Source organism: Ammoniphilus resinae (assembly GCF_017873965.1).
Taxonomy (GTDB): domain Bacteria; phylum Bacillota; class Bacilli; order Aneurinibacillales; family RAOX-1; genus Ammoniphilus_A; species Ammoniphilus_A resinae.
Window position 1 is genome coordinate 105,248 of record NZ_JAGGKT010000009.1, and the last position, 21,990, is coordinate 127,237.

General features: G+C 40.5%; 24 protein-coding genes and 1 riboswitch. Of the genes, 18 read left to right on the forward strand and 6 right to left on the reverse strand.

Translation table 11 applies throughout. The features are described 5' to 3' along the window. Nucleotides 1–762, reverse strand: coding sequence for a polysaccharide deacetylase family sporulation protein PdaB (pdaB, locus tag J2Z37_RS15010; RefSeq protein WP_209811099.1), 762 nt, complete (start codon nucleotides 760–762; stop codon nucleotides 1–3). 124 nt (nucleotides 763–886) lie between these two features. Between pdaB and J2Z37_RS15015 the strand changes: the two genes are divergently transcribed. Together J2Z37_RS15015 and J2Z37_RS15020 are read left to right on the forward strand one after the other, a co-directional pair. Continuing rightward, complete coding sequence (locus tag J2Z37_RS15015) at nucleotides 887–1,531, forward strand: stage II sporulation protein M (protein WP_209811100.1); 645 nt, start codon at nucleotides 887–889, stop codon at nucleotides 1,529–1,531. Between the two features lie 64 nt (nucleotides 1,532–1,595). Beyond that, nucleotides 1,596–1,829 carry a hypothetical protein gene (locus J2Z37_RS15020; protein WP_209811101.1) on the forward strand — a complete coding sequence of 78 codons (234 nt, stop codon included), beginning with the start codon at nucleotides 1,596–1,598 and terminating at the stop codon, nucleotides 1,827–1,829. 94 nt (nucleotides 1,830–1,923) lie between these two features. Here J2Z37_RS15020 and J2Z37_RS15025 read toward each other — a convergent pair whose 3' ends face one another. Next, nucleotides 1,924–2,142, reverse strand: a complete 219-nt coding sequence (locus J2Z37_RS15025) for a hypothetical protein (RefSeq protein WP_209811102.1) — start codon at nucleotides 2,140–2,142, stop codon at nucleotides 1,924–1,926. 174 nt (nucleotides 2,143–2,316) lie between these two features. Here J2Z37_RS15025 and rocF point away from each other — a divergent pair, with 174 nt between their 5' ends. From rocF to glmS, 7 genes are all read left to right on the forward strand, one after another. Further along, nucleotides 2,317–3,216: an arginase gene (gene rocF / locus J2Z37_RS15030; protein ID WP_209811103.1), complete on the forward strand. Its 900-nt coding sequence runs from the start codon at nucleotides 2,317–2,319 to the stop codon at nucleotides 3,214–3,216. 141 nt (nucleotides 3,217–3,357) lie between these two features. Further along, nucleotides 3,358–3,921, forward strand: a complete 564-nt coding sequence (gene sigW, locus J2Z37_RS15035; RefSeq protein WP_209811104.1) for an RNA polymerase sigma factor SigW — start codon at nucleotides 3,358–3,360, stop codon at nucleotides 3,919–3,921. A gap of 39 nt (nucleotides 3,922–3,960) precedes the next feature. Beyond that, on the forward strand, nucleotides 3,961–4,572 hold the full coding sequence (locus J2Z37_RS15040) for a zf-HC2 domain-containing protein (protein WP_209811105.1): 612 nt from the start codon (nucleotides 3,961–3,963) through the stop codon (nucleotides 4,570–4,572). Between the two features lie 134 nt (nucleotides 4,573–4,706). Beyond that, nucleotides 4,707–5,522, forward strand: coding sequence for a diadenylate cyclase CdaA (cdaA, locus tag J2Z37_RS15045; RefSeq protein WP_209811106.1), 816 nt, complete (start codon nucleotides 4,707–4,709; stop codon nucleotides 5,520–5,522). Further along, nucleotides 5,515–6,744, forward strand: coding sequence for a CdaR family protein (locus J2Z37_RS15050; protein WP_209811107.1), 1,230 nt, complete (start codon nucleotides 5,515–5,517; stop codon nucleotides 6,742–6,744). The genes cdaA and J2Z37_RS15050 overlap by 8 nt, the downstream gene beginning before the upstream one ends. A 60-nt stretch (nucleotides 6,745–6,804) precedes the next feature. Then, the gene (gene glmM / locus J2Z37_RS15055; protein ID WP_209811108.1) at nucleotides 6,805–8,151 is read left to right on the forward strand and encodes a phosphoglucosamine mutase; all 1,347 of its coding nucleotides are present in this window, start codon (nucleotides 6,805–6,807) and stop codon (nucleotides 8,149–8,151) included. A 419-nt stretch (nucleotides 8,152–8,570) separates the two neighbouring features. Beyond that, on the forward strand, nucleotides 8,571–10,403 hold the full coding sequence (gene glmS / locus J2Z37_RS15060) for a glutamine--fructose-6-phosphate transaminase (isomerizing) (RefSeq protein WP_209811109.1): 1,833 nt from the start codon (nucleotides 8,571–8,573) through the stop codon (nucleotides 10,401–10,403). 99 nt (nucleotides 10,404–10,502) lie between these two features. Here the strand turns inward: glmS and J2Z37_RS15065 are convergent, their stop codons facing one another. Beyond that, complete coding sequence (locus tag J2Z37_RS15065) at nucleotides 10,503–11,432, reverse strand: manganese-dependent inorganic pyrophosphatase (protein WP_209811110.1); 930 nt, start codon at nucleotides 11,430–11,432, stop codon at nucleotides 10,503–10,505. Between the two features lie 58 nt (nucleotides 11,433–11,490). Continuing rightward, nucleotides 11,491–11,552: riboswitch (Fluoride riboswitch) on the reverse strand. 309 nt (nucleotides 11,553–11,861) lie between these two features. On the opposite strand from J2Z37_RS15065, the gene J2Z37_RS15070 reads away from it, so the two are divergent. From J2Z37_RS15070 to J2Z37_RS15085, 4 genes are all read left to right on the forward strand, one after another. Beyond that, on the forward strand, nucleotides 11,862–12,566 hold the full coding sequence (locus tag J2Z37_RS15070) for a pirin family protein (RefSeq protein WP_209811111.1): 705 nt from the start codon (nucleotides 11,862–11,864) through the stop codon (nucleotides 12,564–12,566). Nucleotides 12,567–12,667: 101 nt separating this feature from the next. Next, entirely contained in the window at nucleotides 12,668–13,462 is a 795-nt protein-coding gene (locus J2Z37_RS15075; RefSeq protein WP_209811112.1) for a pirin family protein, read from the forward strand. A 115-nt stretch (nucleotides 13,463–13,577) separates the two neighbouring features. Continuing rightward, nucleotides 13,578–14,672 carry an FAD-dependent monooxygenase gene (locus J2Z37_RS15080; RefSeq protein WP_209811113.1) on the forward strand — a complete coding sequence of 365 codons (1,095 nt, stop codon included), beginning with the start codon at nucleotides 13,578–13,580 and terminating at the stop codon, nucleotides 14,670–14,672. Nucleotides 14,673–14,725: 53 nt separating this feature from the next. Further along, on the forward strand, nucleotides 14,726–15,481 hold the full coding sequence (locus tag J2Z37_RS15085; RefSeq protein WP_209811114.1) for a GTP cyclohydrolase II: 756 nt from the start codon (nucleotides 14,726–14,728) through the stop codon (nucleotides 15,479–15,481). Between the two features lie 74 nt (nucleotides 15,482–15,555). Here J2Z37_RS15085 and J2Z37_RS15090 read toward each other — a convergent pair whose 3' ends face one another. Next, nucleotides 15,556–16,131, reverse strand: a complete 576-nt coding sequence (locus J2Z37_RS15090) for a 5' nucleotidase, NT5C type (RefSeq protein ID WP_209811115.1) — start codon at nucleotides 16,129–16,131, stop codon at nucleotides 15,556–15,558. A gap of 367 nt (nucleotides 16,132–16,498) precedes the next feature. On the opposite strand from J2Z37_RS15090, the gene J2Z37_RS15095 reads away from it, so the two are divergent. The 3 genes from J2Z37_RS15095 to J2Z37_RS15105 all read left to right on the forward strand — a co-directional run bounded on the left by J2Z37_RS15095 (nucleotide 16,499) and on the right by J2Z37_RS15105 (nucleotide 18,677). After that, complete coding sequence (locus J2Z37_RS15095; protein ID WP_209811116.1) at nucleotides 16,499–16,654, forward strand: SHOCT domain-containing protein; 156 nt, start codon at nucleotides 16,499–16,501, stop codon at nucleotides 16,652–16,654. A 220-nt stretch (nucleotides 16,655–16,874) separates the two neighbouring features. Continuing rightward, a complete protein-coding gene (locus tag J2Z37_RS15100; protein ID WP_280922224.1) occupies nucleotides 16,875–17,714 on the forward strand; it encodes an EAL domain-containing protein in 840 nt (279 codons plus the stop codon). 12 nt (nucleotides 17,715–17,726) lie between these two features. Continuing rightward, nucleotides 17,727–18,677: a GGDEF domain-containing protein gene (locus J2Z37_RS15105; RefSeq protein WP_209811118.1), complete on the forward strand. Its 951-nt coding sequence runs from the start codon at nucleotides 17,727–17,729 to the stop codon at nucleotides 18,675–18,677. Nucleotides 18,678–18,874: 197 nt separating this feature from the next. Here the strand turns inward: J2Z37_RS15105 and J2Z37_RS15110 are convergent, their stop codons facing one another. Both J2Z37_RS15110 and J2Z37_RS15115 read right to left on the reverse strand, forming a co-directional pair. Next, the gene (locus J2Z37_RS15110) at nucleotides 18,875–19,072 is read right to left on the reverse strand and encodes an HTH domain-containing protein (RefSeq protein ID WP_280922220.1); all 198 of its coding nucleotides are present in this window, start codon (nucleotides 19,070–19,072) and stop codon (nucleotides 18,875–18,877) included. Between the two features lie 21 nt (nucleotides 19,073–19,093). Beyond that, entirely contained in the window at nucleotides 19,094–20,188 is a 1,095-nt protein-coding gene (locus tag J2Z37_RS15115) for an MGDG synthase family glycosyltransferase (RefSeq protein WP_209811119.1), read from the reverse strand. A 164-nt stretch (nucleotides 20,189–20,352) separates the two neighbouring features. Between J2Z37_RS15115 and J2Z37_RS15120 the strand changes: the two genes are divergently transcribed. Continuing rightward, nucleotides 20,353–20,871 carry a phosphatase PAP2 family protein gene (locus J2Z37_RS15120; protein WP_209811120.1) on the forward strand — a complete coding sequence of 173 codons (519 nt, stop codon included), beginning with the start codon at nucleotides 20,353–20,355 and terminating at the stop codon, nucleotides 20,869–20,871. Nucleotides 20,872–21,079: 208 nt separating this feature from the next. Continuing rightward, nucleotides 21,080–21,979, forward strand: a complete 900-nt coding sequence (locus J2Z37_RS15125; RefSeq protein ID WP_209811195.1) for a phosphate ABC transporter substrate-binding protein — start codon at nucleotides 21,080–21,082, stop codon at nucleotides 21,977–21,979. Nucleotides 21,980–21,990 lie beyond the last annotated feature (11 nt).

Sequence of the window (21,990 nt, forward strand, 5' to 3'; positions counted from 1 at the left end):
TCAATCAACGGTTTTCGATTTCACCTTGGTATCGGCAATTAATTCAGACACGGTAGCAAACTCATAGCCTTTTCCTTTCAGAGTGTCGATAATCTTCGGCAAGGCAAGATGGGTTTGTTTGCTGGAGTCACTAGCATGCAGCAAAATAATGTCACCCGGATGGGCCTTTTTTAATACATTCTGTACAATGGTATCGACACCGGGATTTAACCAGTCCTTAGAATCGGTATCCCACTGTATGACGGTATAATTCAACTCATCGGCTATGCGCAAGACCCTTTTATCAATATCACCGTTCGGGGTGCGGAGGAGTGTGGGCTTTTTCCCGGTCACCTCCTGCAGGATTTGATCTGCCCGTTTGATTTGGTCCCTGATCTCCTCGTCAGTTAACCGGGTATAATTGATATGCTTGTATCCATGTGATCCAATCTCAAAGCCTGCATCCTTAATTTTTTTGACAATCTCTGGGTTTTCTTTACTCCATTCAGCAGACAAGAAAAAAGTTGCCTTTTTAACCCCTTTTTCTTTTAACACTTCCAAGATCGGTTCAGCCCGCTGTTCCCCCCAGCTAATGTCAAAGGTTAAGGCGAGCTTTTTTTGATCCGTTTCCACCTTGTAGATCGCGGCAGGTCCCTTTTCAAAGGTGAATACAGCAACATTTTGTTTTTCAGCATAGGCTATACCAATCGCAAAAATTGCTGCCACAACGATGACGAAGTACTGCTTAAACCTTTTACCATTGAGTACCCAATAGAATTTCATCTGTTTGCACCTCCTATCTTTGTCCACTACCAAAAATGTATGCGGGGTAGACAAGGATATGCAGGGTTAGAATAAAATTTTACGCAGATAAATATGGAACGGAAAAGATGAGGTGAAAAAATAAATGATGTCTGTTTTGGGAAAAGGTGTCCGAATCGTAAAGAGGAATTCGAAATTTATTTTACTCGGCACGGGGATTTTTCTTATTAGTATTTTAATTGGATATTTAAATGCAGAGGAAATTCAGAAGATGGCATCCGAGTTGATGAAGGAATTAGAACAGATTGCCCGTAAAATCAATGAGAATAACAGTCCACTCTATACCTTTTGGGTGATCTTTCAAAATAACCTACTGGCTTCCTTGTCCATGCTTGGTTTGGGGATTTTCCTCGGTTTTTACCCGGCTCTTGCTTTGCTTTCCAATGGGATACTACTCGGTTTTATGCTCAAAATTTCGGCTTTAAAAGGAATTAATCCATTTTCTGTGTTCTTCTTGGGTATTCTTCCTCATGGTATTTTCGAACTCTTTGCCGTCATTGTAGCTGCATCTATCGGGATGAAATATGGGATTTTAATTATCCGGATGTTGGCGAATTTAGCCAATAATAGCAGAAGATCGAGGCTAGTGGATGATTTCAAAACGAGTTTAAACGAACTTCCTTATATCGTTGGGGCTATTGTTGTGCTATTGCTTTTGGCGGCTGTGATCGAGAGCACCGTAACTCCGTTGCTCATTAACTCTTTTCTAGGGGATCAGATGGTGTCATGAATAAGAATGGGAAACTTTAGGAATGATAATTTCACATTCTAATTTCCAGGAGTTGGATTTCACCATGTTAGGATTTCTTTTTAGTGAAAAAGAGTGCCAAGAACTGGAGTATATGCTCCGGCGCGAAATGGAAGAACTCATGTTGGACTTAGGGGATAAGCGGATAGATGGGGTTGTCAAAAAGGCCATGGAAGAAAGATACGCCATTATTTTTCGGATGTACGGAAGGCTTGCCTCTCCGAAGGAACTAATGAAGTATGTACGAAATAAAACAAGAGCACAGAACGAACAGCAATAAGTTGAAAAAGAAAAAGTCTTGCTTGGCCATCCTCTAGAGAGCCATCAGCAAGACTATTTCTCGTTTTCTGTTTAATTAAGGAACAAAACTTTTTCTAACGTACGGGTAACCGTTTCATCGTTTTAATTTTAATCGTTTTAATCCGATCATCCATCAAAGTTTCAATCTGACCGTTTTTTAAAGTGACCTCTGCCATACAGCAATCTGGACTAAGCCAACTAAGCTTTCCGCAAATTTTTGCGTTCTGGTTGGTTCGGACTTCAATCGATTCACCCACACAGTCTAGCAGCCTTTTCCTGATTTCTTCACCCATGACAGGGCCTCCTAACACAGTAATTTAATTTGTGTCACTTTATACTTTTGCCCTAAGCTGGAGTCATCATGTATTTTACTTTCATAAATTATAATCATCTGTTTGCAGAGTGCCGAAACACAGGAAGGGAAAAGCTACAAAAAAAGTACGCATGCTGAGGGAGGAAAAGAAACATTGAATACAAACATTTCGATCATTGGAGTTCCCATGGATTTGGGAGCAGACCGTCGAGGAGTGGATATGGGGCCGAGTGCCATTCGTTATGCGGGGGTAAAAAGACGTTTAGAGTCTATTGGCTACCAGATCGAAGATATTGGGGATCTTAGTGTACCAACGCCGGAATCCTATCCGATTATTCATGATAATTTAAAATACCTGGATGAAATCGCGAAAGTAAATGAAAAGCTCGCCGAGGCCGTTGATCGGGAAATGGGAAGAGGACGATTCCCCCTTGTGCTTGGTGGGGATCATAGCATTGCGATCGGTACGATTGCGGGTCTGGCCAAGCATAAAAAGAATATGGGCGTAATTTGGTTTGACGCACACGGTGATATTAATACAGGGGAGACCTCTCCATCGGGGAATATCCACGGGATGTCGCTTGCTGTTTCGCTTGGCATTGGACACCCCAACCTGATTCATATTTATGGAAACCAAGCCAAGATTAAGCCTGAAAATGTAGTGATTATCGGAGCCAGAGATCTGGATCCAGGTGAGCGAAAGTTGATTAAACAGTTAGGAATCAAAGTCTACACAATGCACGAAATCGACCGCTTGGGGATGCCTCGAGTAATGGAAGAGGCCCTCGAGATTGTATCCAGGGGGACAGACGGTGTTCATTTAAGCCTTGATTTGGACGGACTCGATCCACATGATTGTCCGGGGGTTGGTACCCCTGTGATTGGAGGAATAAGTTATCGTGAAAGTCATCTGGCGATGGAAATGCTTGCAGAAGCAGATATTTTAACCTCCGCTGAATTTGTAGAGGTCAACCCGATCCTTGATGTACAGAATAAAACAGCGAAGGTGGCGGTCGCATTATTATGTTCCGCCTTTGGGGATAAATTGTTATAATAAAATAGATGATGGCAGAATATACCTTCCCCTCATAGGGGCTTAGAAAGGTATATTCTTTATTGTTTTTGAAACTTTTTTGATTGACCCATCGTATACTCACATAGAACCCTAAGAGATAAAAGGGGTAAGGAGCACCAAATGGTCTCAATAGAAGAAAAGCTGATAAAAAGAATTAAAAAAGGGGATCGCGACGCGTTTCCGGAACTGGTGGAGCTGTACAAGGATAAAATTTATCACGTGGCCTACCGCATGCTTGGGAATGCCCAAGAAGCAGAAGATATCGCGCAGGAAACCTTTATCCGCGTATACGCCAATCTGGAAAATTATGATCCTAATTATAAATTTTCCACTTGGATCTACCGGATTGCGACCAACCTCTGTATTGATCTTTTGCGTAAACGGAAGCAGTCTGTATATTCCCTTGATAAGACAATGGAGGGAGCGGAAGGGGTGGATTGGCATGATCGTTTGGCAGATCCCGATCTCGGCCCTGAGGATAAGCTGTTGGAGGGGGAATTCCATGGACAGGTTCAAAAGGCGATTGATTCGCTTTCGCCTAAGTACCGTTCCATTATGATTCTCAGATATTTAGAGGACTTATCACTAAATGAAATTAGTGAGGCGTTGAAGCTTCCCATCACAACGATTAAAACTCGAATACATCGAGGGAGGGAAGCTTTGAAAAAAAAGCTCAATTTTTAATCTGAATTTTGAAAGATCGCATGGAGGGAGGCATCCGTAATGAATTGTCATCAGGCAAACGAGTTAATTCACAGTTATTTGGACGAAGATCTTACAGAGCATGAGCAATCGGAATTAAAACAACATCTTTGTCAATGCGTGGATTGCAGAACACACTTTCATGGGTTACGGCAGGTCATTGTTTTCCTTCAAAGTGCTTCACATGTATATGCCCCGGAAAATTTCACCGAAAAAGTAATGGCACAATTACCCAAGGATACCATGTTGCAAGTATGGAAAAAAAGATTGCATCGCCATCCTTTATTAGTGGCTGCGTCCCTGTTTATTTTACTTATGGCTGGCAGTTCGTATTCCCTCTGGGCTGATGATAAGCAGTTCTTGCTAACAACTCCTGGCCCTGAACATTTGCAAATTAATTCCGATAAAAATATAGTGATTGTACCGGTAAATCAAACGGTTGCAGGGGATATTGTAATCAGAAACGGTGACATAAAGGTCGAAGGAACAGTTGAAGGGAATGTAGTGGCCATTGACGGACATATTTATTTAGCGTCTACAGGCCATATTACCGGAGAAAAAGAGGAAATTTCACAAGCAGTGGAATGGGTATGGTATAACTTGAAACAAACGGTTATGAACTTAACCTACTAAAAATATAAATAAACATAGGGGCACGGAAAGCCGTGTCTTTTCTGTTGACCCAAAAAAGGTATGCATACTCTTTTGTACTCTTTCAAGGATCGTGTATACTATTATCTAAAGATAAAAAGATGGGGGATTACTAAATGGGGCCGATACCAAATTTATTGGATTACCTTAGTGACGCCATCGATATTCTTCTTGTTACCTACTTGATTTACAAATTAATCATGGTTCTTCGGGGTACTCGAGCGATTCAATTGTTTAAAGGTATTATTGTTATTGTTGCTACTTGGCTCTTGAGTACATATTTCGAATTAAGGACCTTGCAATGGTTAATGTCTCAGGCCCTGAATATTGGTGTGTTGGCTATTCTTATTATTTTCCAGCCTGAGTTAAGGCGGGCCCTTGAACAGCTTGGTAGAGGAAGACTCTTTTCCCGCAGTAACCAGGCCGAAGAGCAAGTGGCTCTGCAAGTCGTAGGAGATATCGTCAAATCTGTCCAGTATATGGCGAAAAGGAGAATCGGGGCGCTCATTGTTGTTGAGAAAGAAACAGGTCTTTCTGATTATGTTGAGACGGGCATAGCAATCAACGGAAAAGTCAGTTCGGAATTACTAATTAACATCTTTATTCCTAATACTCCGCTTCATGATGGGGCTGTCATTGTTCGCCAAGATTTAATTATGGCTGCAGGATGTTATTTACCGCTTTCCGAAAACCCGATGATTAACAAGGAATTAGGAACGCGTCATCGAGCCGGAATTGGGATGAGCGAGGTATCGGACGCCCTCTCTATTATTGTCTCTGAGGAGACTGGACAAGTATCGGTGGCAAAAAATAGCGAGCTGAGTCGGGATTTAAGCGAGGATCAATTACGGGAATTTTTAATGTTGGAATTACAACCTCCGCCAAAAACCAATGGTTCAATTTGGCAACGTAGGGGGAAGAAAAATGGATAAATGGCTGCGAAATAACAATGTTGTCAAGGTAGTCGCCCTTTTTCTGGCTATAGGCCTATGGTATGTCGTTAATGGGGGGTTAAATAATCCGCCCCAGGAATATAAGCAAGCCATTGAAACGTATCGAATTAGTGAAGTGAGTTTAACAGCCAAGTTTGATCAGGAGCACTATGTACTTGTCAAAATACCTAAATCAGTGACAGTTGAACTAAAAGGAACGCCAGTAGCGCTTAGCCGAAATATTACACCATCGGATTATGAGGTTTACGTCGACTTGAGCAACGTGGGCAAGGGGACCCATACGGTTCCTGTACAAGCCAAAGGCTTTCCCAAAGACTTGACAGTACAGATCATTCCACAGCGGGTTGATGTCACCCTGGAAGAAAAGCATATGATTGAAAAAGAAGTGACACCTGAATTTGTTGGTAAGATTCCTGATGGTTACACCAAAGGTGAGGCGATTATTAAGCCGAAGAAGGTTCACATTACGTTGCCAGAGAGTAAAATGAAGGAGGTCGCTGCCGTACAGGCTGTGATTCATGTAGAGGGAGCGAAAGAACTTGTCAAGGCAACTGTTCCGCTGCGGGCCGTAAATAGCAAAGGTGTCCAGCTGGATGCAGAAATTAATCCGGCTGTTGTGGAGGTTACCGTTCCGATTACAAGTCCTTACAAGGTTTTACCGATGAAGCTTGAGTATATAAATGAGCCGCCACCGGGCGTGAGCATCGATGACATTCAATTAAAAACAGATAAAATAACCGTTTACGGGCCAGTAGAAGTAATTGAAAAGATGAATTACTTCCCAGGTCCGAAAATTGACCTTTCTACCTTAAGAGAAGATCGGTATTTGCAACTAAAGGTTCCGAGTGTTCCTAATATCATCAAAACCGACCCGGAATTTATTGAGGTGGAGGTTCGAGTCTCGAGAGCAGGAGAGAGAACGTTTGAAAATGTTCCAATTCATGTGAACGGGTTAGGAAAAGATCTTCAAGCAGTGATTACAGATCCTGATAATGGTACCATTTCTTTAACAGTCAAAGGGGCTATTGATAAACTGGACGAGCTAAGGGAAGATGACATCGAGCTGTATGTGGATGTAAGCAATCTTCCGGAAGGAGAGCATGAAGTGGAAATAAACATGAACTTGCCTCCTTTTATAACGGTTGATACTACGGAATTAAAAGCAACTTTGAAAATTGAGGGAAACCAAACAGAGGGTTAAGGCTTAGTATATGGTAAGGAAAATGGAATGACAGAGGCTTTTAAAAAGGAGAATATAGCAATGGGAAAATTTTTTGGTACTGACGGTGTCAGAGGAATAGCAAACAAGGAATTAACACCTGAGCTTGCCTTTCAGCTTGGAAGGTGCGGCGGTTATGTGCTAACCAAGGATAAAAAAGAAGGTCGACCAAAGGTGATTATTGGACGGGATACGCGAATCTCTGGCCCGATGCTCGAAGGGGCCCTAAGTGCCGGGCTTCTCTCTATCGGTGTCGAGGTCATGCGCTTAGGGGTAATCTCGACCCCCGGAGTTGCTTATTTGACTCGTGCGCTTAGTGCGGATGCCGGTGTCATGATCTCTGCCTCACACAATCCTGTTGCGGATAACGGGATTAAGTTTTTTGGGGGAGATGGTTTTAAGCTCTCCGATGAAATGGAAGCTGAGATCGAAGCTCTTTTGGAGGCAGAAACAGATCAGTTGCCGCGTCCAATAGGGGCAGATATTGGTGCAATCATGGATTACCGGGAAGGTGGATTGAAATATATATCTTACCTGAAAACATCGGTTAAAAACCGATTTGAAGGATTAAAAGTAGTATTGGATTGTGCCAATGGAGCGGTCTCCTCTTTAGCACCCCAGCTATTCTGTGACCTTGATGCGGACACCGTAATCCTTGCCAATAATCCGGATGGTTTGAATATTAACGATCAGTGTGGATCCACACATCCTGAAAAATTGCAGGAGGCTGTACTTGAGCATAAGGCTGATGTTGGACTTTCATTTGATGGGGATGCTGACCGATTGATCGCTGTTGATGAAAAAGGGAATATTGTGGACGGAGATCATATCCTATTTATTTTGGCCGAGTCGATGGCAAAAAATATGCGGTTAAAGCAAAATACCGTGGTTTCTACGGTGATGAGCAATATCGGATTCTATAAGGCCATTGAGGAAGCTGGTTTGGAAACCAAACAAACCAAAGTAGGCGACCGTTATGTCATGGAAGAAATGAAAAAAGGCGGATTTAATCTTGGCGGGGAACAATCGGGCCATATTATCTTGTTGGACCATAATACTACAGGGGATGGCATGTTAACAGGCATTCAACTGTTGGATGTAATGAAAGCAGAAGGAAAGCCGCTTTCTAAGCTTGCTTCCAAGATGAGAAAGTTTCCGCAGATCCTTGTGAATGTTCGTGTGGAGGATAAATCGAAGCTAGAGGGCAATGAAAAAATTGCTGCAGCCATCCAATCCGTAGAGGATGCACTTGGCGACAGCGGCCGGGTTCTTGTTCGCCCTTCTGGTACCGAGCCCATTGTCAGAGTCATGGCAGAAGGTCCTGACGAGGACGAATTGCAGACGTTCGTAGATCAGATTGTGGAAATTGTTAAAGCGGAATTAGTTTAAGAAGGAATTCGCCTTGTCCATAAACTGTGACAAGGCTTTTTTCTTTTCTATGTTTGAACTTGCAATACGCTTTCCACATATATTGATAAAAGATGATTGGCTTATAATCATCGACTATGTTATGATAATTCGCATATAGGGGGTGAGGATTAATTCCTATTGGTTCATGGAATAATAAAAGCGCCAGGACTATCCCTTTGGAATCGTGAACAAAAAAGGATAGTTGACGAGGTGGAGGTTTATCGATGAATTCGGCGGATGCCTCCCGGTAAAAGATCGATACCGAAAAGTGGAGCTACAAAACGTTCGGGTGACCGAACGAACAAAAGCTTCATACGATCAGACAAAAATGGAATGACGGGGGTACGATCCCGTCATGGATAGGAAGACGTACCCCCGTCATAGGGGAGAATGAAAATATGTGCGGAATTGTTGGATATATAGGAAAAGATGAGGCTCAGCCTATTTTATTATCTGGTTTAGGTAAACTGGAATACCGCGGATATGACTCCGCTGGGATTGCAGTCTGCAATGGGGAACTAATTACTGTGAAAAAATCCGAGGGCCGCCTGGCTGTACTGGAAAACCAGTTGCAGAATGCACCTCTTCATGGCTCGATTGGAATTGGTCATACCCGTTGGGCAACACACGGCCGTCCTTCCAATGAAAATTCACATCCTCACACAGACCAATCGGGGAAATTTGCGGTTGTGCATAATGGGATTATCGAGAACTATTTGGACATAAAAGAAGAACTTAGTGCCAAAGGCGTTCGCTTCACGTCAGAAACAGACACAGAAGTCATCGCCCATTTGCTTGCTGATCTTTGGGATGGAAGCCTTGTCTCCACCGTTCAAAAAGCCATTAAGAAAATGCGTGGTGCATACGCGCTAGGGGTTGTCTCCGAATATGAACCAGATAAACTGGTTGCGGTACGTTTAGCAAGCCCGTTAATTATCGGTGTCGGGGAGAATGGCAACTTTATTGGTTCAGATATTCCAGCCCTTATAGAGTATACCCGAGATATTTATATCTTAGAAGACGGGGAAATGGCTGTTTTGACTGCAGACGGTGTTACCCTGATGGATGCTATGACAGGGAAAATGATCTCCCGGGAGCTTTTCCACGTGGACTGGGATTTGGTGCAAGCTGAAAAAGAAGGATATGACCACTTCATGTTGAAGGAAATTCATGAGCAGCCACGCGCATTTCGTAATACGATGACAGGTCGGATTGACGAAAAGGGAAAGAAGGTCATCTTTGAAGGACTGAGCCTAACCTCCGAGCAGTTAATGCAGATCGATAAGATCTTTATCGTTGCTTGTGGTACTGCTTATCATGCAGGCCTCGTTGGAAAATATGTAATCGAAGATCTCGCTCGAATTCCAGTTGAAGTGGATGTGGCTTCCGAGTTTCGATACCGGAGACCGATCGTAACGGAGAAAACCTTGGTTATCGTCGTCAGTCAGTCAGGGGAAACGGCAGATACGTTGGCTGCATTGCGTGAGGCAAGACGGTTGGGGGCCAAGGTTTTGGCAATCACGAACGTGGTAGGAAGTTCGATTGCCCGTGATGCCGATGATGTTATTGCGACCATGGCAGGCCCGGAAATCGCCGTGGCTTCCACGAAAGCCTATACTTCACAGCTCGTTGCCTTCTATTTGCTTGGTATATATCTGGCACAGGTCAGAGAAACCATCGAGGAAGGGGAGCGCATTTCATTGATTGAAGCGCTCGAGAAGCTCCCTGAACAGGCTGAGGAAGTACTGAGCTATAGTGAGAACATCCGGACCTTTGCCGATTCAATCAAGGATCACAAAAGCTTATTCTACATCGGCCGTGGTATCGATTATGCCGTTGCCCTAGAAGGCTCACTGAAGCTAAAAGAAATTTCCTATATCCACTCCGAAGCTTATCCGGCAGGGGAACTCAAGCATGGAACGCTTGCACTAATCGAGGAGAATATCCCTGTGATCGCGTTAGCAACACAAGATGAGCTATATGAAAAAATGATCAGCAATATCAAAGAAGTTACAGCGCGTGGTGCACATGTATTGGGGATTGCGCTGGCAGGAGATACCGAATTACACAAGTCAACAGACGAAGTCATCTCCGTCCCATCTACAGTATCATTGTTCACACCCGCTCTATCCGTCATTCCATTACAATTATTGTCCTACTACACCTCCTTGGCACTAGGAAACGACGTGGATAAACCACGCAACTTGGCCAAGAGCGTAACGGTGGAGTAATATGATGCATGGAAAGCTTCCTTTAAAGAGGGATACCCCTTTAGAGGAAGCTTTTCTTATTCTTTGGGAGCCGGTCGAGGATCCGTTAATTGCTCCATTTTATTCTTGAAAAACATGAGTTAGCGGCGGAACAACTTGTTTTTTTCTTGATACAACTCCTTTTAGAGTTGCTAAGTTTTGTGTTAATGTAATATGAAATGCTTGTTCTACTTTTTTCTGTTTTTCTCCGAGAGCTAAAATTAAAGAATTGTTAGTTAGAATATCGGTAACAATTAATACAAATAGATCCAAATTCTTTTCTTTTATTTCTGATAAAATAGTTTGCTCAAGATTATCTTTATATGGTAGGATTTCGCTTGTATCCACTACGTTGACTTGGGCAATCTCGACAGTACTAGTCCCCATTTGAAACTCTTTTGCATCCATTGATATAATTTCCTCAACAGTTTTATCCTTCAAATTAGCGCCAGATTTCAGCATGTCTAACCCATACTTTTCTAGACTAACTTCGGCAATTTTACTTAATTCATGAGCGGCATCGATATCTTCTTTTGTACAAGTCGGAGATTTAAATAATAATGTATCAGAGATGATAGCCGATACCATTAACCCAGCAGTTTTTTTGTCAATCTCTATTTGGTTTTCTTTATACAGTTTATTTAAAATCGTAGCTGTACAGCCTACTGGTTCAATGCGAAAGTATAAAGGCTCCTTTGATTCAAAGTTTGAAATACGATGGTGATCAATTACCTCTACTATACGAATTTCATTAATATCAATGGCACTTTGTTGTGGTTCATTATGATCGACTAAAATTGCATTTTCTGCTTCTTTAGAAACATGATGAAGGAGCCGTGGTGCCTTAACAGCAAAATAATCTAATACAAACTGTGTTTCAGGATTAATCAATCCTAAACGAATTGGCTCACATTGATGACCAAGTTTGTTTTTTAACGTTGAATAGGCGATTGCCGAACAAATGGAATCGGTGTCTGGATTTTGATGACCAAAAATAATAGTGTTATTCATCGTATTCTACTCCTTTTTGTTTGTTGTTATAAAAGAAAAAGACTCCTGCCAAGAATTGCGCTTAGCAGGAGTCATTAGCCATAAGGCGGTTAAAAGGTGAACTCCATCACCTACTTTTTACGACAATTATTATAACAAGAAGAAGTAAGAATGGATAGGGTTAAATGGATAAAAGAGTGTTGATCGTTCAAATGAATAGGTAAAAAAATTAGCTTGATTTGAGTTTGGGATTAAAGTCTTTCATTTTAACTCCTCTATTTTATAATTAATTAAAAGGTACTTGACATAAGTAAGTGTAACGAAGTATGATTCTAACATAAAGTTAGTTATAATAAAGGGTTAGTATATAAGAAAATTGGTGCATTGATATAAAGGGAAGAGAACCATGTGCAATGGAAATAATAAATGTATAACACAGGAGGTTTTAACATGATTAGAATATTTTCAGCAGAATCTAGATATACAGCGAACCACGGATGGTTAAAAACATCTCATAGTTTCTCATTTGCCGATTACTATGATCCAAATAACATGAGCTTTGGCCCTCTTCGAGTATTGAATGATGATTTTGTAGCAGCTGGCAATGGGTTTGGAGCACACCCTCACCGCGAGATGGAGATTGTTTCCATTGTCTTAAGTGGTCAGCTAAAGCATGAGGATAGTACTGGTGGATCAGAGATCCTTCATGTTGGTGAAATCCAACGAATGACAGCGGGAACGGGTGTCGTCCACTCGGAATACAACCCTTCGAATACAGAGGAGGTTAACTTTTTACAGCTTTGGTTTATGCCAGAGAAAAATGGTCTAACCCCGTCTTATGAACAAAAAGCTTATGACCAAAAGGCCCTGAAGAATCATTTGCTTCCCGTGGTTTCCAATCGTGTTCAATCTGAACAGGTAGCCTCCATCCATCAAGATTTGACGCTATATCTGTCAGAGTTAGACGCAGGAAAAACTCTCTCTTTTACCCAAGAGGCAAATCGCAAAATCTTCTTATTTGTGATTGAAGGAGATCTAACATTAAACGAGCAAACAAAACTGAAAAAACGCGATTCAGCTAGAATTACTGATGTTACGGAATTGAAAATAGATGCAAATACAAATGCGAAATTGATGTTAATTGATTTACCTTAAAAAATTTTTGAAACCATTAAAATGGTCGCCTTGGTGTACGCATCATAAATTTGAGAACTAAAAAATAATGGAGTGATGTTTTCACAGAAAGGGTGATTGTGATGTCTATCCGTATTTTTACAAAAGATCAACAGGCATCGGGCCAGTTTGATGAAGGAAAATTGAAAGAACAAAAGCCCATTGGATTTCCCGGTGAAGGGTCAGCCGTAGATCGAGTAGGAACACTTTTTTATTGGGCTTGGTTTCAGGCAGAAGAAGATGCGCATCTCCCTCTTCATCCTCATCGAGGATTTGAGATTATTTCATATCTTTTAAAGGGAACCGTCCATCATCAAGATACACTCGGGAATGAAAGAACTATTCATACTGGTGGTTTACAAGTCATGCAAACCGGCAGTGGGGTACAACATTCCGAAAGATATGAAAAGGGAACATCCGGATTTCAAATTTGGTTTGAACCCTACATGGGAGAAGCCAACTACGCTACACCGACCTATGTGGATTATGAAAACCATGAATTACCAACGGAATCTGAGGATGGGATTTCAATTAAAACGATCCTTGGTGATCATTCACCTATTCATTTGGTGGCAGATACAAAAATGTGGGATGTTCAAATCCCGGGTGGAAGCACTTTCGATTGTGTGATTCCCACTGGTTATTCGATTGCAGGACTAGTTGTAGAAGGGCAGTCAAAATGGACTTTTGAAAATGAAACAAAATTGGTGGATTCGGAGTTTTTTGTGGTTTGTGATGCAGATGAACTTAGAACTTTAAAAGTTGAATCAGTAAGTAAAGAGGGGACTCGTGCAATCCTTATACAAGTTCCAAGTGTACTCCCGTATCCTTCATATAAACAGGTAAGAATTAGAGCTGAAGTAAAAAAAGATCAATAAGCTAAACGACAACCTGGAACAATTATAATAAGGATAATCCATTGGATTTATCAAGAATTAAATTCGGTATGGCTGCTCAGTAATGGCAGCCATCTTTTTATCAGGTGGTGAGAATGTGGATTTACATACAGATGTTTGTATTGTCGGCGCCGGACCAGCAGGAGCATTATTAGGATTTATCTTAGCAAGCCGTGGTATTTCAACAATCCTTATTGAGCGATATGGAGGGGTTGAAAAGCAATTTAGGGGAGAACATTTAAATTCAGATGCCGTTCAAGTCCTAAAAAAATATAAATTATTTGAGAAGATAAAAGAACGTGGAATTTTAGCAATGAAACGGGTGGAGTATTTTTATCAACACGGACGGATCAAAACGATTCCTCTTGACGAAGAAGAGGGGGATGTAAGTATTCATTTTCCACATGGAAATTTACTCCACGTCCTCATTGAGGAGTCAAAGAAATATGAAAACTATAAAATTCTAATGAATACAAGGCTTACGGATTTGATTAAAAATGGGTATGGGAAATACATCGGTGTTAAAGCTAAAAGAGATGAGGAAGTAATAACCATTCATTGCCGTTGTGTAATAGGGGCAGATGGACGATATTCAACCATTCGTAAGCTAGCAGATATCCCTACGGAAATCATCAAGCATGGGTATGATGTGTTATGGGCAAAAATACCTGCACCTGTAGGTTGGGAGCCAACGATAAGATTAGCCCTGGTTCATCACAAACAGTTGGCGTTATTTACACAAACAGGTGGGTTTGTTCAGATTGGTTGGAATATTGAGGAGGGTGCTTATTTTCATCTTGTCAAACAACCGTTTGAGCCATTCATCGAACAACTCCTGGATGCATTTCCGGAATTGATTGAAACGGTTCGGCAAAACATTCAATCTTGGAGGGATTTTGTAAACCTGCGTGTTCAAAGTTGCCGCTGTTCAACCTGGGTAAAGGAAGGATTGGTTATCTTGGGAGATGCGGCACATACCATGAGTCCAACAGGGGCAATAGGCGTTAGCGCTGCGTTGAAAGATGCAGATACTCTTGGTGAAATTCTAAGTGAAGCTTGTTTGGATAATGATTTCAGCTACATGAGGCTAAAGGAATTTGAACATAGAAGAAGAGAGGAAATTGAAAAACTACAAGCAGAACAATTTGAAGAAGAAACTGCTTATGAAGGGAATTTCCATGTGTTTTCTTAACCAAAATAGGAAATTTTAAAATCAAACCATTATTTACAGGGGAAGGATCAACTATGGCTACGAAAACGATTGACCCAAAGGTCATTTCAATACTTAATGAAAAAATCCAATTGATTAAAAGAGAGGAAGGAGCCATTTACCTTGTTGGACCGATTAAACTGCCCGTGAATTTATTTGGGGAAACGGTTATTTTTCAATGGTATTGTTGGCTAAATTGCGGAGAGGTGACGGAGGACCCGCAGAGAATTATCGATAAATTGTCAGCAGTTAATTTAGCTGAGATGCAGCAATCGAGTGTTTTAGTCTATGGTGATTTCCAAAATGCTGATGAAGCATTGATTCGATTTCATTCCATCTGCCATACTGGGGACATCTTTGGAAGTAAACGATGCGATTGCGGGTACCAGTTAAAACAAGCTATGAAACATATCGTAGAGCATGGAAATGGCGCTTTGTTTTATCTAGCCAATCATGAGGGGAGAGGTATTGGGCTGTTTAGCAAAGCGATGGCATATGTTCTCCAAGAAAATGGCTACGATACCGTTGATGCAAACCTCGAACTTGGTTTTAAGGATGATGCACGAAATTACAGTGACGCGATCGAGGTTCTAAAGAAGCTCCGAACGAAGCCTGTTACTTTAATTACCAACAATCCCAAGAAATTAGCGGCACTAAAAAATGCAGGAATGAATGTTGCAGGAAGGGAACAGCTTTGGGGCGATGTTTCAGAATTTAACGTGAACTATTTGAAAACGAAGGTTGAGCGTGCGGGTCATCTAAGGGAGGAGAGTTGTTGCCCGGATGACTAGACTTAAATGGTAAATAAAGCTTGCCGTTCAAAATGCTGCTGCTATAAAAGGGCAAACCAAATCATTAAAGGTGGCTATATTCTGCCCCCACCTTTAATGATTTGGTTTAATTCCAACCACGAGGTAATGCGTGGAATCTTAAGATGACGATTATAAGAAGTATCCTTAGCGAATACTTGCAATTTAAGATTAGATAATGTTTCTAAGACAGCAGGTTTATCATCAAAGTAATAATCCAATCCTAACTTTTCGATAACATGAACCTTTTCTGTATCGTCCATCCCGTAATAGAAGTGATCTTCTTGAATAGGAAAGTCATTTCCCTTTAACCATTTCATAGTCCGTTCTCCATGTTCCTTCACTCTAGCTGTAATATAATAAATTTCGTGACCTTGCCTGTCTAATTCTTGCAAAGTTTCTACGGCATGAGGGAATGGAGGGCAAGAAGAATAATAAATTTCTTCAAGAAGGCTATTCCACAATTTATTTCCTTCCTCTTTGGATAAACCAAATGCCTCATGGATCTCCAGTGTTTTTAATTCATTAAAAACATCTAATGATACATCTTGTTTTAACTTCTTATTATAAAGATGAAAAGCATATTCCCTTAAATTAATGAGTGTATCATCGATATCAAAACCAAATTTCATATGTCAGCTCCAATCTTTTTTGCATGTGATGATTCTATTATAGATAGATTTTCCATTTAAAACTATATAGATACTTTAGAACAGGCGGATTTTGGAGTTCAAAATCTTGTTCAAATCATTTCAGAAATTGGAATTACCACGCAAAAGATCGTTTATTCTGCTGAGTATTTAAGTAAAGCCGCACATCTAGCATAAGCATGGAATTTATACTTTTTTTAGATTTGGTTTAGATTCTATTTATATAGACCCTCTATCATAAATAAGGAAGGCGGTTTGTCAAAATACATGACGAAAGAGGGTCTTATAAATGTGGGGTTGTGGAGGATTTTTTCCTTTCGGGATATTTTTCATTTTCCTATTTGGTTTCTTGATTTTTAAAGTTTTTTTCTTTTCTCGATACGGGGGATGGCAGCATAGTCGATTCGATACCAAGGCCATGCTCCAACAGCGACTGATTAACGGTGAAATTGATGAAGCCGAGTACGAACGGCTTAAGGGGATTTTGAATAGAAAAGGGTGGTAGTTTCAAATCAAGTAGGCGTGTGAGTCATTCATGCGCCTTTTTTGTGGTCTTTCGCTATTTGTAGTCAATTAGTCCCTCTTTCATCGCTTCATTTACTCCAAATTACACTTGACGAATATAAAATTTACAATCCCTTCATATTTCCTTAACATCCCTTTTATACACTAACAATAGCGAATTTTAATCAAATAAGGAGTCCGAAATGGATCATAGTACCGAGATGATAAACAATACTGATACTTTTTCCTATATAACATTTTTGTTAAAGAAACGAATAAGCGAGGTAGATGAGATCCTGAGGTATCGGGAGCTTAAAAAAATAATGCAAAGAAATACATTAACGACCTTTTTTCAACCTATACTTGATTTGCGAACCGATGAAATTGTAGGGTATGAAGCCTTAAATCGGCCTCCATTCTCCAAGCATTTCCCCTCCACAGAGAAATTTTATGACTATATCGGCACGACGAACCAGGTTTTTTTATTTGAGTTGTTTTGCAGAAATGCTTCGTTGAAAAAATACGCTTCTAATTTAAAAGAAGTACCATGTGAAAAAGAAAAACTATTATTTATTAATATTCATCCGGATGTTTTAATTGATTCTAATTACAGGCCAGGGGAAACGATTCAGTTATTACAGGAATTTGATTTGAAGCCATACCAAATTGTTTTCGAATTAACAGAGAGGAAAGCTGTCACTGACTTTACCATGTTTGAAAAAGTACTGAATAACTATCGTTCCCAAGGTTTTCGACTGGCAATTGATGACGCTGGGTCAGGTTATAACAGTTTAAAAACACTTGTTCATTTACAACCAGAATTTATAAAATTGGATCGGTCGCTAATTCATAACATTGTCCAAAATGAGGCACAGCAAAAAATGGTGAATTTACTGCTTAACTTTGCCAAACAATCGAATACGTCTGTTATTGCAGAAGGAATTGAACAAAAAAAGGATTTATCTTTTCTAAAAAAAGAAGGTGTTGATTTAGGGCAAGGATATGCGCTTGGCAGACCACATCAAAATATCCTTGCTTTTAAGCAAGGACAACTTTCGTAAGGAGATCTTCATATGGTTGGGTTAATAGGAGAATTAGTTGAAATTGGTCCGACTGTCCATGCCCATGATTCCAATCAGCAAATTAGACAAATATTCGAAACAAACATCAAGTGTTCAGGTATTGTGGTTGTGGAAAATGATGTCCCAATAGGGCTCGTGACCAGAACTCAATTTTATCAAAAGTTAGGGTCTTTGTACGGATATAATTTATATATTGGGAGATCAATTGAATTATTGATGAACAAAAATATCCTTGTTGTTGATTACACGACTTCTATTATTGAAGTGAGTAGAATGGCCATGAAGAGGAACGAAGAAGAACTGTATGATTACGTAATTATCACGAAATATGGATTATATGCGGGGGTTGTAAGCATTAGTCGGTTATTGATGAAATTCGCTGAACTTCAATCCCAAATTGCCAGATATTTAAACCCATTAACCTTTTTACCTGGCAATCTTTTAATAGAAGAACAATTGAAAGAAGTCGTCTCCAAAGAAAAATTCAGTGCCCTATATATCGATTTAGATTATTTTAAAACATACAATGATCTTTATGGGTTTGCAAAAGGGGATCAGGTGATCAAAAATACTGCTTTTTTGCTGCAAGATTCAATAAGGGAAGCTGGTGGTTTCTTGGGGCACATTGGCGGGGATGATTTTTTGGCTATTCTTTACCATCATGATTATCACGAGTGCTGTGCTAAGATTATTCATGAGTTTGATCGAATGCTGCCGTCCATTTACTCCGGAAAACACCTTTTGCAAAAGTTTGTGTATGCCGAAGACCGATTAGGGGTAAAACAGCGAATTCCCCTACTTTCCATATCCATTGCGGTCGTCACAAACCAAGACCGAACATATTCGGATGCAGAAGAGATTGTCCTTTATGCTACAGCAACGAAAAAGAAATGTAAGCTCATGATAGGGAGCTGTTACGTAGATTCGGTTTGCAATCTTTGAGCAAACCTTTCGTTTAACTTTACACGAAAAGCATAGAGAATGTGCAGATTCTCTATGCTTAGAGGTAAGCTTTCTTAATCTTCAAGCTCAAATGTGTTACTAAACCGAACCGTTCCTGCTTCATCGATGATTTCAACGGTGGCCTGTTTGCCAGCAGGATCTTTCATTTATTAAACAGAATCCTCCACTATAATTAGCTACCCAGCTAACCATTTACCTCTCCCTGTGTTCACAACCAGGTTATTGTATTCTAAAATCCTCAGATCCCTTACGATCGTTTTCGTAGAATAACCAAACTCATCAGCAAGTTCATGGGTATTTACTTCAGATTTTTTCCGCTTCATATAATAATAGATTGATTTTACACGGATTAGCTTGTGCTCATAATTATTCAACTGATTAACCCCCATCATCAATTAAGTCCCTACTTTCCTTTCTGAAGCAAGTGCTTCACAAATAAAGGAGAGCCGGTTTGATTCAATGGAACGCTTATAACGCTTCATATTGATCAAGGTGTGTGAATGCAGGTTGGGTTGGCATAATATGCGATGAACAGTTGATAAAATATCGGTGGTTGTCGTAGTTACAGCCAAACCATGTCGTAATAGGAAAGAACAATTTTCTTCTTCTTGACCCGGGAGACCTGGGATCAAAACGATGGGTAACTCTTTATGGATGGCTTCCGAGCAGGTGATCCCTCCTGCTTTTGAGATCAGAAGATCAGAAGCATCCATAAGCGTTGTTATATTATCCACGTAACCATAAACCTTGATATGGTTAAAATGTTCAAACCGACTTTTCAAATGATGGTATAGGGATTGATTATGTCCAGTGACAAAAATCCATTGTGTATCCTGGTCTTTTTGAATAGGGGCGATCCATTCCATATTGTTGCAAATTCCTTCACTTCCCCCCATCCATAAGACAACAGGTTTTTGTTCGTTTAATTGAAGTAGTTTTTTTGCTATAGCTTTTGGTTGTTTCATTTTAAAGTCAGGTGCAACGGGTATTCCTGTTGGTAGAACCAATCTCTTTGTACTCTGTAACCAATCCGGTTTTTCTTCACTTGGAATACAGAGGACGTCCCATTGACCTAAAGACCAGCTTGAATGGACATGGAAATCAGTAACGATCCCTATCAGAGGGATATGAACATTGTATTTTCTCAAAGAGCTTATGGCTAATGCCGGAAAGGGGTGTGTTGTGATGATAAGATCTGGCTTTGTTTGGAAAAGAAGAGTCGCTAATTTGGAGCCATATTTCTTGCGATAGATATAAGAAATAAATGCTGCTTCTGTAGGCTGGCCTGAATAGATTTTTCTCCACAGCCAAGGGGCCATTTGTACGGTTTTCAAGTAACCTTTGGATATATGTTTCGCAAGAATAGGATCTAAATAAGAAGCCAATTCAACAACACGGCAATTCCAACTAGGAAACAGAGCGGCTGTAGCTTCGGCAGCTTTTGTATGTCCGCCTCCAAAAGGCTCTGAGAGAAGTAATAAATTTCTCATCGTACACACCCCCATGAAGCTTTTTAATTTATGCGTACTCCAATGATACCGAATAATTATAAATTCTAAGTTAAGATAGCGTGAAGAATTCTCTTTATCTTTCACCTTAGCTTAAAAGTAACTTAACTTTATTAGTGTAAAATCATCATAAAGGAGGGGGGGAAATGAGATATTGGGTCACATGGTTAGAAGAAAGTGATCGCCAAATCCTTTATTTTATTAATCGCAGGTTGAAATGCTCAGTACTTGACTGGCTGATGCCAACGATTACCCATTTGGGAGGGGCGGTTTTTACGATTGGGTTATTCATACTGCTTTTTCCTTTGATGGGGGGAAAAGTGGATTTGATCATAGAAGGGTTATGCTCCCTCACCATTAGCCATCTGATGGTTCAGTTCATAAAAAGAAGTTTTTCAAGACCGAGACCTTATTTAAAAGATCGGAATGTAATTGTTTGTCCCAATCCCCTAAAGGATTACTCTTTTCCTTCTGGTCATACAACTGCCATTTTTTCTTTATGTACATCCATTAGTTTGATTTTTCCTGGATTTTTTTCAGTGTCGTATCCTATTGCCATTCTTGTAGGTCTATCAAGAGTGTATTTAGGCCTTCATTATCCGCTGGATGTTGCGATAGGGGCAATCATTGGTGTTGGTTTGGCTATGATTGTTCATTTTATTTAATTACCTTAACTTTTGTTAACCGCTAATAAATAATAAGATTTAAAACCATGCTTGGTTTGGGTAGTCCGAAAAGGAATCCCAGATTCAAACATGGTTTTTTTATTGTGAAAATGGCCAACAAATAACTCGCATTGTTTTTACATGTAATGGAAAAGATACAATTGAATTTAAATTAAGGAGCATATTAGGAGGTGTAACGGTGTTTCTAATGAAAAAGGCTTTTATATTCCTGTTAGCAATACTTACTACATTTGCTGTTACCGGATGTGGCGGAAATGAAGCCCCAGGAGGTGCGGAAGGTACTGCACCAAACCAACCAGAGCAAGGGGCCGGCGGCTCTATCCTGATTTCTGGTTCAACAGCCTTACAGCCTCTCGTTGAGCAAGCTGCCGATGTATACATGAGCAGTCATGCAGGGTCAACGATTCAGGTACAAGGAGGAGGCAGCGGAACGGGGTTAAGCCAAGTTGCAGAGGGAACGGTGCAAATCGGCAACTCAGACATTTTTGCAGAGGAAAAGGAAGGAATTGATGCCAGCCAACTTGTCGATCACAAAGTTGCAGTTGTGGGTATTGCGGCAGCAGTAAATCCAAATGTTGTGGTAGATAATCTGACCAGTCAACAGCTTATTGATATCTTTACCGGTAAAATAACCAACTGGAAGGATGTCGGGGGAGATGATGTAAAAGTCACCCTAGTGAATCGTCCAAAAAGCTCGGGTACGAGAGCTACTTTTATTCAATTTGGCCTAAAAGGTCAAGAAGAAGCCGAGGGGGTCACCCAAGATTCTTCAGGGACGGTTCGCAAAATCATCAATGAAACTCCTGGAGCGATTGGTTACCTAGCCTTTTCCTACATCGATGGAAAAACAGTCAAAGGGATCAGTTTAGACGGCGAGGCCCCAACTGCAGAAAATGTAACCAATAATAAATATCCCATTTGGGCTTATGAACACATGTATACAAAAGGAGAGCCTACAGGGTTAACTAAAGACTTTATCGACTTCATGATGACGGAAGAGATTCAACAAGGCACTGTTAGTCAATTAGGCTATATCCCGGTGACCTCCATGAAGGTACAAAGGGATGCCGCGGGCAATGTAAAGTGACGGAAGGAGAA